Origin of the sequence: Streptomyces torulosus (assembly GCF_001419765.1) — a bacterium.
In the GTDB taxonomy this organism is placed as follows: Bacteria; Actinomycetota; Actinomycetes; order Streptomycetales; family Streptomycetaceae; genus Streptomyces; species Streptomyces torulosus.
Genome location: NZ_LIRK01000694.1, coordinates 1 through 7,334 on the forward strand (window position 1 = coordinate 1; position 7,334 = coordinate 7,334).

General features: G+C 72.5%; 5 protein-coding genes and 1 pseudogene. All 6 read right to left on the reverse strand.

Annotation, left to right across the window (positions count from 1 at the left end; genetic code table 11):
• Nucleotides 1–370 (reverse strand): inositol-3-phosphate synthase (locus tag AOK23_RS37645; protein ID WP_206336404.1); only part of this gene is annotated, 370 nt, incomplete at its 3' end.
• Between the two features lie 131 nt (nucleotides 371–501).
• A complete protein-coding gene (locus tag AOK23_RS37650) occupies nucleotides 502–1,893 on the reverse strand; it encodes a ThuA domain-containing protein (RefSeq protein ID WP_055716973.1) in 1,392 nt (463 codons plus the stop codon).
• A 9-nt stretch (nucleotides 1,894–1,902) separates the two neighbouring features.
• Nucleotides 1,903–4,395 (reverse strand): PQQ-dependent sugar dehydrogenase, encoded by a 2,493-nt coding sequence (locus tag AOK23_RS37655; protein ID WP_055716974.1) that lies wholly within the window; start codon nucleotides 4,393–4,395, stop codon nucleotides 1,903–1,905.
• A 182-nt stretch (nucleotides 4,396–4,577) separates the two neighbouring features.
• A complete protein-coding gene (locus AOK23_RS37660) occupies nucleotides 4,578–5,582 on the reverse strand; it encodes a sugar phosphate isomerase/epimerase family protein (protein ID WP_055716975.1) in 1,005 nt (334 codons plus the stop codon).
• 14 nt (nucleotides 5,583–5,596) lie between these two features.
• On the reverse strand, nucleotides 5,597–6,877 hold the full coding sequence (locus tag AOK23_RS37665) for a Gfo/Idh/MocA family protein (RefSeq protein WP_055716976.1): 1,281 nt from the start codon (nucleotides 6,875–6,877) through the stop codon (nucleotides 5,597–5,599).
• A gap of 118 nt (nucleotides 6,878–6,995) precedes the next feature.
• Nucleotides 6,996–7,334 (reverse strand): annotated as a pseudogene (locus AOK23_RS37670) (sugar ABC transporter substrate-binding protein); the annotation flags it as partial.

The following is a 7,334-nucleotide window of genomic DNA, read 5'->3' on the forward strand; positions in this document are numbered from 1 at the left end:
GCCCGCCGCCGTCACCGCCGAACTCGCCGCCGCCGGGCCTGATCTCGCGGTCGGCGGCGGCGAGTTCGGCGGTGACGGCGGCGGGCAGGCCGTGGGGGAGGACGCCGCCCGCGGCGAGGGCCTCGGCGCGTTTGGGCAGGGGGCAGTCCGTGGTGTCGTGGCCGCCGAAGACGAGGGAGGCCAGCGGCGGGAGGCCCGAGCCCGCGAAGAGGGGTGTCTCGGTGACCATGCCCGTGGGGGTGTGCAGGTCCGCGGTGAGGGCCGCGCAGCCCGCGACGACGGTGGTGGCGACGGAGCCGCGGGCCCCGATCAGCCAGACGCCGACACGCGGCGCGGAACCCGGCACGGACACGGACGGGGACGCGGACATGGGCAGCCTCCTTGTCGAGCACGTGGTGCGGGGACCCGGACGCGCCGGGCGGACCCGGCGAGCACCGGAATGTGGGTACGCCGGGCGGGGAGGCGGCGGGCGGAGGTCCGGCGTCCCCCGCCCGCCGCCGTTCAGTCGCCCGTGGGCGGGGCCGCCGTGCCGACGGTCCGCGCGGGCAGTTCCTTGATCCGGACGTCTCGGAAGGACACCCGGTCGTCGGCACCGTGGTTCTGGATGCCGAGGTGACCGTCCCTGAGGCTCCGGGCCGGATCGGTGTTGGTGAAATCGTTGATCTGCACGCCGTTGAGCCACACGCGCAGGCGTTCGCCCTCCACCCGGATCTCGTACGTGTTCCACTCCCCCGGCGGGTTCAGGGCGCGGTCGCGCTTCCTGATGTCGGCGGAGCGGAAGCCGTAGACGGACCCGGTGGTCCGCTCGGGTACGTCGGTGGCGTCGATCTGGATCTCGTAGCCGTTGTTCACGGCCGACCACGGGTCGTCCGAGGGCGGGAAGCCCACGAACACCCCCGAGTTGTCGTCGCCCAAGGCGCCGTCCGTCCTCCAGTCGAGCTTCAGGGAGTACGACCCGAAGCTGCGGTCGGCGTGCCAGAGCATGCCCATGCCGCCGCTGGAGGTGAGCGTGCCGTCGGCGCCGCGCTCGAAGGAGCCCGGCCCGGCCTGCCGCCAGCCGTCCAGGGAGGTGCCGTCGAACAGCGGCCGGTAGCCGTTCTCCGGCCGGCAGTCGGCCTGGGCCTCGCCGATCGCCCACCGGATGCCGCCCAGCAGATGCTGCCGGAAGGCCGGTTCGGCGTACGACTCCTTGGTGTGGCCGCCCCCGGTGTAGAAGGCGCGGCCGCCCCGGTAGTTCTGGCACCAGGCGATGGGATGGTCGCCGTTCATGGTGCCGCCGCTGTACGACGACTCGTCGAGCGAGGCGAGGACATGGGCCCGTTCACGGGGGTTGGAGCGGTAGTTGTACCACTCGTCCGTGCGGTTCCAGGTCGCGCCCAGTGAGGCGGTCGCCGGGTGGGCGTGGTCCTCGACGTCGACCGTCGCGGGCTGGATCGCGGGGTGCGACTGGAAGTAGGCGCCCGCGAGTCCGCCGTAGAACGCCCAGTCGTACTCGGTGTCGGCGGCGGCGTGGATGCCGACGTAGGCGCCGCCGCGTCCGATGTACCGCTCGAACGCGGTCTGCTGGGCCGGGTTCAGGACGTCGCCGGTGGTGGAGAGGAAGACGACGGCGGCGTACCGGCCGAGGTTGCGGGTGGTGAAGGCGCCGGCGTCCTCCGTGGCGTCGACCCGGAAGCCGTGGGCGGCGCCCAGTTCCCGTACGGCGGTGATGCCCTCGGGGATGGAGTCGTGCCGGAAGCCGGCGGTCTTGGAGAACACCAGCACCCGGGCCTGTGCGGAGCCGCGTGCCGTACCGGCGTCGGCCGCCTCATCGGACACGGCGGGTCCCGAGACGCAGCCGATCAGCAGGGCGGCGCCGATCGCGGCCGTCCCCATACGTCCGTTCGTTCGCATGGCCGCCCCTCACCTCGTCGTGAACGTGAAGTCGTCCACGTCGAACAACCCGCCGGAGCCGCTGCCCTTGAACACCAGGTAGAGCGTGGTGGTACCGCGCGGGGCCCTGGTCAGGTTCGCGGTGACGTCCTGGAAGTTCTCCCAGCCGCCGGTGACCGGCACGGTGGTGCTGCCGAGCAGCCGGCCGGTGGGCGAGCCCGCCCGGACCTCCAGCTTGCCGCCCGCGCCTCCGGAGGAGATCCGCGCGGTGATCTTCGTGGCGTTGGACAGGACGTACGGCTTGAAGGAGATCCAGTCGCCGTGGGAGATGTCCCCGACGGTCTTGCCGCCGTGGGCGGTGGCCTTCGACTGGACGGTGACGCCGGAGGAGTCGCCGTAGTGCTCGGCCTGGCGGTGCTTGGGCTGGACGACGTGCCGGTCGTGTGTGGTCAGCGGGGCCTGGCCGCCGCCCCCGCCGTCGGTGTACTCGGCGTCGAACACCCCGAAGATGTTGGCGTTCTCGTCGTGGCCGCCGTCGGCGCTGGTCTGGATGGTGCCGGTGCAGCCGTTGGCGGAGGTCACCGGGTGGCCGTGACTGTCGTGGCCGAGGACGAAGGTGACCTTGACCTTGGCGCAGTCGATGGGCCGGCCGTCCTCCGGGTCGCTGACCCGCACCTTGAACGGTACGGCCTCACCGAAGGCGAACAGCTGGCCGTCCTGCGGGAGTTCCAGGGTCACCTTGGGCGCGGTGTTGCCGACGACGATCTGCACGCTGGCGCTGCCGGTGCGGCCGGAGGGGTCCTTCGCGGTGACGGTCGCCGTGTAGGTGCCGTTCTTCTTGTAGGTGTGCGTCGGGTTCGCCGCCGTGGACGTGGAGCCGTCGCCGAAGTCCCAGCTGTAGGTGAGGGCGTCGCCGTCCTGGTCGCTGGTGCCCGCGGAGGAGAAGCGGACCTTGAGCCTCGCCTGGCCGGAGGTGCGGTCGGCGGCGGCCTGGGCGACCGGCGAGTGGCCGTCGGTGGCGTTCTCGATGCGGTACAGGGCGGAGTGCTCGTCGCCGCCGAACCAGGAGATGCCGTAGTCGAGGACGTACAGCGCGCCGTCCGGGCCGAAGGCCATGTCCATCACCTGGGTGCCCGTCCAGGGCACGTCGGCGATGGAGCGCACGGTGCCGTCGGCGTCGCTGGTGATGCGCTTGATCCAGCGGCGGCCGAACTCACCGGCGAAGAAGTCCCCGTCGTACGCCTCGGGGAACTTCACCGGTGAGTCGAGGGAGGCGTCGTAGTGGTAGACCGGGCCGCCCACCGGGGACTCGGAGCCGTCGCCGAACTCCGGCAGGGAGTTGCCGTTGTAGGGGATCCACGCGGGCTCGGCGGGCGGCAGCTCGGTCAGGCCCGTGTTGTTCGGGGAGGTGTTCTTCGGCGCCGCGCAGTCGAAGGCGGCGCCGGAGGCGCCGGTGGCGAAGTCGTAGTCGACGTAGGCGTCGTTCTTGCCGGTGCAGTACGGCCAGCCGAAGTTGCCGGGCTTGGTGACGCGGGCGAACTCGACCTGGCCGGCCGGGCCGCGCGAGGGGTTGGCGGCGCCCGCGTCGGGGCCGTACTCGCCGACGTAGAGGATGCCGGTCTTCTTGTCGACGCTGAAGCGGAACGGGTTGCGCAGGCCCATCGCGTAGATCTCGGGGCGCGTCTTGTCCGTGCCGGGCGCGAAGAGGTTGCCGTCGGGTATGGCGTACGAGCCGTCGGCGCCGACCTTGATGCGCAGGATCTTGCCGCGCAGGTCGTTGGTGTTGGCGGCGGTGCGCTGCGCGTCGAAGGCCGGGTTGCGGTTCGCGCGCTCGTCGATGGGGGTGAAACCGTCCGACTGGAACGGGTTGCTGTCGTCGCCGGTCGACAGGTACAGGTTGCCCGCCGCGTCGAAGTCGATGTCGCCGCCGACGTGACAGCAGATGCCGCGCGAGGCGGGCACGTCGAGGATCTTCTTCTCGCTGGCCTTGTCGAGCGTGCCGTCCGTCCTCAGGACGAAGCGGGACAGTCGGTTGACGCCGTCGAAGGGCGCGAAGTCGGCGGCGCTGCCGGTCTCGGGGGCGTCCCCGGCCGGGGTGTTCAGCGGGGGCGCGTAGTACAGGTAGATGAAGCGGTTGTCGGCGAAGCCGGGGTCGACGCCGATGCCCTGGAGACCCTCCTCGTCGTGGGAGTACACATCGAGCTTGCCGGCGAGGCGGGTGTTGCCGGCCGCGTCGGTCAGCCGCAGTTCGCCGTCGCGGGAGGTGTGCAGCACCGAGCGGTCCGGGAGCACGGCGAGCGACATGGGCTCGCCGACCTCGGGTTCGCCCTTGGCGAGGGTGACCTGCTGGAAGTCCTCGGCCGCGGCGGCCCGCGGGGCGGCCTCGGCCGCTCCCGCGGCGGGCGAGGTCAGCGAGAGCGAGGCGCCGGCGAGCAGCAGACCGCTCAGCAGAGCCAGGGGGCCGCGGACTCTCCGGCGTCTGAAGGGGCTGGTGGGGTGTCTGTTGTCGTCGTACGGGTGCACGAAAGGCCTCCAAGGAGGGGCTTGGTCGTACGGAGCTGTACGGGTGTGTGCGGTACGCCGGGGTGCGCCGTCACCCCGGAGACACGGCCGGGCCGTGGGGACCCGGCCGGACAGCCGGCCCGATGAGCCGGGCCGGGGGCCGGGCCGGGAGTCCCGTGCGGGGACTCCCGGCCGGCATGGACCTAGTCGTTGCCGCCGAACGCCGCGTCGAACGAGGCCGACGGCGGTTCGAAGTCGAACGCCTTGAGGCGGTTCAGGGCCTCGGGGGCGCCCTGGAGCCGGTCCATGCCGGCGTCCTCCCACTCGACGGAGATCGGGCCCTGGTAGCCGATCGAGCGGAGCATCCGGAAGACGTCCTCCCACGGCACGTCGCCGTGGCCGGCGGACACGAAGTCCCAGCCGCGGCGCGGGTCGCCCCAGGGCAGGTGCGAGCCGAGGCGGCCGTTGCGGCCGTCGAGGCGCTTGCGGGCCTCCTTGCAGTCCACGTGGTAGATCCGGTCGCGGAAGTCCCACAGGAAGCCGACCGGGTCGAGGTCCTGCCACACGAAGTGCGAGGGGTCGAAGTTGAGGCCGAACGCGGGCCGGTGGTCGACCGCTTCCAGGGCGCGCTGGGTGGTCCAGTAGTCGTAGGCGATCTCGCTCGGGTGGACCTCGTGGGCGAACCGCACGCCCTCGGCGTCGAAGACGTCGAGGATCGGGTTCCAGCGGGTCGCGAAGTCCTCGTAACCGCGCTCGATCATCGACTCGGGGGCGGGCGGGAACATGGCGACCAGGTGCCAGATCGCGGAGCCGGTGAAGCCGATGACGGTGTCGACGCCGAAGGCCGCCGCCGCCCGCGCGGTGTCGGCCATCTCGGCGGCGGCCCGCTGCCGTACGCCCTCGGGCTCGCCGTCGCCCCAGATCCGGGCGGGCAGGATGGCCCGGTGGCGTTCGTCGATGATGGCGTCGCAGACGGCCTGGCCGACGAGGTGGTTGGAGACGGCCCAGCACTTCAGGCCGTACTTCTCCAGCAGCTGGTGCCGGGAGGCGAGGTACGACGGGTCCGCGAGCGCCTTGTCGACCTCGAAGTGGTCGCCCCAGCAGGCGAGTTCGAGTCCCTCGTAGCCGAAGTCGCGGGCGAGGCGGCAGACCTCTTCGAGGGGCAGGTCGGCCCACTGGCCGGTGAAGAGCGTGAAGGTGCGCGGCATGGTGCGGGGCCTCCTCAGACCGCGGTGGGGGTGTAGACGGAGTTCTTCTCGGCGCTCTCCTCGACCGCCGCGAGCACACGCTGCACCTGGAGCCCGTCCGCGAAGGACGGAGCGGGCCGCTCGCCCGCCGCGACGGCCTGGATCAGGTCGCGGGCCTGGTGGACGAAGGTGTGCTCGTAGCCGAGACCGTGGCCCGGCGGCCACCAGGCGTCCAGGTAGGGGTGGTCGGACTCGGTGACGAGGATGCGGCGGAAACCGGCGTGGGTGCCGGGCCCGGTGTGGTCGTGGTACGAGAGCTCGTTGAGCCGTTCCAGGTCGAAGGCCAACGAGCCCCGCTCGCCGTTGAGTTCGATGCACAGGGCGTTCTTGCGGCCGGTGGCGAAGCGGGTGGCCTCGAAGGAGGCGATCGCGCCGGAGGCGAAACGGCCGGTGAACAGGGCGGCGTCGTCGACCGTGACGGCCCCGCGCGCGTCGGAGCCCCCGGCCGACGCCAGCCCGCTGGACGCCCCGGCGGGCAGGGGGCGTTCCCGTACGAAGGTCTCGGTCAGCGCCGACACCCCGACGACCGGCTCACCGGCGAGGTACTGCGCGAGGTCGACGATGTGCGCCCCGAGGTCGCCGAGCGCCCCGGAACCGGCCGACTCCTTGCGCAGCCGCCAGGTCAGCGGGAACTCCGGGTCCACGAGCCAGTCCTGAAGGTAGGTCACCCGTACGTGACGGAGGGCGCCGAGCCGCCCCTCGGCGACCATGCGCCGGGCCAGCGCGGTGGCGGGCACCCGGCGGTAGTTGAAGCCGACCATCGCCACCTGGCCGCGCGCGTGGGCCTCCTCGGCCGCCGCCGTCATGGCCTCCGCCTCCTCGACGGTGTTGGCGAGCGGCTTCTCACAGAGCACGTGCTTGCCCGCGGCCAGGGCGGCGAGGGCGATCTCGGCGTGGCTGTCGCCGGGGGTGCAGATGTCGACGAGGTCGATGTCGTCGCGGGCGACGAGGGCCCGCCAGTCCGTCTCCGTCGTGGCCCAGCCGTGCCGGTCCGCCATGGCCCGCACGGCGTCCCGGTCACGTCCGCAGACCGCGGCGAGGACCGGGCTGAGCGGCAGGTCGAAGACCCGTCCCGCGGTGCGCCAGCCCTGCGAGTGCGCGGCCCCCATGAACGCGTACCCGACCATGCCGACCCGCAGCGGCGGTCTGCCGGCCCCGCCGGCGAGCCCGGCGGGCCAGGTCCCGGCGCTGGTGCCGGGACCTGGGGCCCCTGCCTCCTCCGCCTCGGCCTGGTCGGGCTGCTGCGGCTGTCCCATGCGTGTGTCCTCCTCGTGGTCGCGGCGCGGTGGGGGGTGGGGCCCTGCCCGGATCTCCGGGAGCCGTGGCTGCCGGCTCCCGGTGGTCGGTCCGGTCGGGCCCGTCCGGCGGGAGCCGTCACTTGAAGCCGGTGGACATGTACTGGTCGACGTTGTCCTTGTCGACGACGGCCGAGTAGAGCGTCAGCGAGGACGGGATCTCGAACTCGGCGAGGCCGCCTATGCCCTTGCTCTGGCCGAGGGCGCGGGCGAGGTCGATCGCGGAGGCGGCCATGGTCGGCGGGTAGAGGACGGTCGCCTTGAGGACACCGTCGTCCTTCTCGATGGCCTGGAAGGCGGAGAGGGCGCCCGCGCCGCCGACCATGAGGAAGTCGTCGCGTCCGGCCTGCTCGATGGCGCGCAGCGCGCCGACGCCCTGGTCGTCGTCGTGGTTCCACAGGGCGTCGAACTTCGACTG